Raw genomic sequence first — 2,127 nt, forward strand, 5'->3', positions numbered from 1 at the left:
AATGTTTAAGGTCGCTGCTGGGGCAACAGTATCTACTGTTAATGAACCGGTATCTGTACTGCTGTTCCCTGCAGGATCTGTCGCTGTGACTTTCACCGGATAGCTGCCATCCAGTAAAGGAGGCAATACGTTATCTGCAAGGCTCCAGGTTCCATCACCATTGTTCGTTGCCGGATATTTAACACCATCCACTTCAACTACAACAATCGCTGTTGGGTCATTCACCGTACCACCCAGTGCCGGGGTGCTGTCATTGCTGTTGCTGTCATTTACAGTAACCACTGGTGCAGTAATATCTCTACCACTATTATCATCGTCGTTACTAGCCGCCACAGCCAATCCCACCAAAGGAATCAAAGCCAGTAACCAATACGGATTAAACTCATAGGCAGCTGCAACCAAAGGTTCACCACCCAATGCCTGACCAGCACTGACTTCTTCAGCCAGCATGCTTACAGCATGTTCTTGCAAACCACTTTCCGGCACATAGGCATAATAACTGCCATTTTCATGCAGACCGATCAGTAAATTGCTGGTCACCCCATCGTGACCATAGTAATCCTGAATAATCAGGTCAGCATCAAGTGGATCTGATGAACCGTCTTCAAAACCAATATGCAAGTCATTGCCCACACGCTTAATTTTAATATTTTCAGGGGCAAATTGAGTTGCATCATCAATCAACTCGTAATTGACATTTTTTTGGGCCTGAATAATCACAGGCTGATCAGGTGTTTTGGTAACGTTAAGAGTTGAAATTATTTTCTTAGCACTATGTATTTTTACAGTAATGGTTTGATTATTCATAAGGTTAATCCTGATCTGCTAGCCAGATTTCAAAAATTTATTAGAAAGTTCAATTAGATTTAAAAAGCTTTATTCAGCTTTAATGCCGTAAGTAATAATTTCTACACGTCGGTTAGGCAGATCACATTGCTCACGAGCCAGCTTGTCTTTTGCATAACGACTCTGACAATCACTGACCACCAAGTCTTGTTCACCGCGTCCTTCGACTGAAATATTCTGTCTAGCCACACCATACATTGTCAGTAAATTGCGCACTGTTTCAGCACGTCGCAAAGATAGCTGCTGATTAAAAGCTTCTGTTCCTACAGGATCGGTATAGCCCAGAACGCTAATATGACTAACCTGACTTTGTTCATTGATAATTTGATCTGCAATTGTTTTAACTTCTTCGCGGCCTTTTTTTAACATGTCATTTGGGCCTGATTTTGCATAAGCAAATAAGGTATTTGCCTGTAAGGTATATTTCTTCAAGACAGTTTGGACAGGGACATTGACATAGACTGGTTTTGCACACACCTTATTTTTTTCAACACGTGGGAGCGTATGGGTTTGTTCACGAACGGTAGGAAGGATCTGCTGGGCCTGTGCTTCTGTTAATGGCTGAATTTTAATAGACTGATTAGCATCCTCAACAAGTTTAAAATACTGAATTTTCCCTGCAGGCAAGTCATAGACCTGAGTTTTCTGCCGTACCTTTGAATAATCCAGCTCACTTTGGGTAAAAGCAGCACTCATTTGAGTCGGATTTGCACATACAGGCAGCATTTTATAACCGCCTGGTTGAAGCGAAGTTAAATACTCTCCTTCCAGAAAAATATTAACGGCTGGACCATTGAATGCATTTTCCTCTCGGAGAAAGACTGCCATTGTTTGATCCGGTCTAATATGATCAGACAAAATCATAGACGCAGGATTAAATGTTTTCCAATGCTCTAAAGGAGACTGATTATTAATAGAAGCACATCCCGACCAAAAAATAGAAAGCCCCGTTATTAAAACTAATTTTCTAATACTCATATCCCACCACCCTTCAACCCTTAAAAAAGCAAATCCAATGTAAAATTCTTAAAAAAAGTATGGATTTATGTGACTTAATTCACATTTAAACTTAATAATCATATAAAAAATATACTCAAAAAAATAGTATAAAAATCATCTTTTTTAATTTATTTATATCTCTTTTTATTAGGGCGTGTCCTCATTTGGCTTTGCACCAAATAAATATGCAAGCTATACGGATCATAGATTTATAATTGCGTGCTAGTTTATCAAATCGAGTTGCAATAGCACGGAAATGTTTTAATCTCGCAAAAGCATTTT

At 39.4% G+C, this 2,127-nt stretch carries 2 protein-coding genes and 1 pseudogene; all 3 read right to left on the minus strand.

Translation table 11 applies throughout. The features are described 5' to 3' along the window. On the minus strand, positions 1-807 hold an 807-nt coding region (locus GTU69_RS16880; protein WP_240921746.1), incomplete at its 3' end, for an Ig-like domain-containing protein. 69 nt (positions 808-876) lie between these two features. After that, on the minus strand, positions 877-1,674 hold the full coding sequence (locus GTU69_RS16885) for an OmpA family protein (RefSeq protein WP_166172216.1): 798 nt from the start codon (positions 1,672-1,674) through the stop codon (positions 877-879). 331 nt (positions 1,675-2,005) lie between these two features. After that, positions 2,006-2,127: pseudogene (locus tag GTU69_RS16890) on the minus strand (IS5/IS1182 family transposase); the annotation flags it as partial.

The sequence above is a fragment of the Acinetobacter sp. SA01 genome (genome assembly GCF_011319235.1).
Classification (GTDB): Bacteria; Pseudomonadota; Gammaproteobacteria; order Pseudomonadales; family Moraxellaceae; genus Acinetobacter.

Coding starts and splice junctions, on each gene's coding strand:
- GTU69_RS16885 (WP_166172216.1), bottom strand. CDS start 1,674: ATGGCAGTCTTTCTCCGAGAGGAAAATGCATTCAATGGTCCAGCCGTT.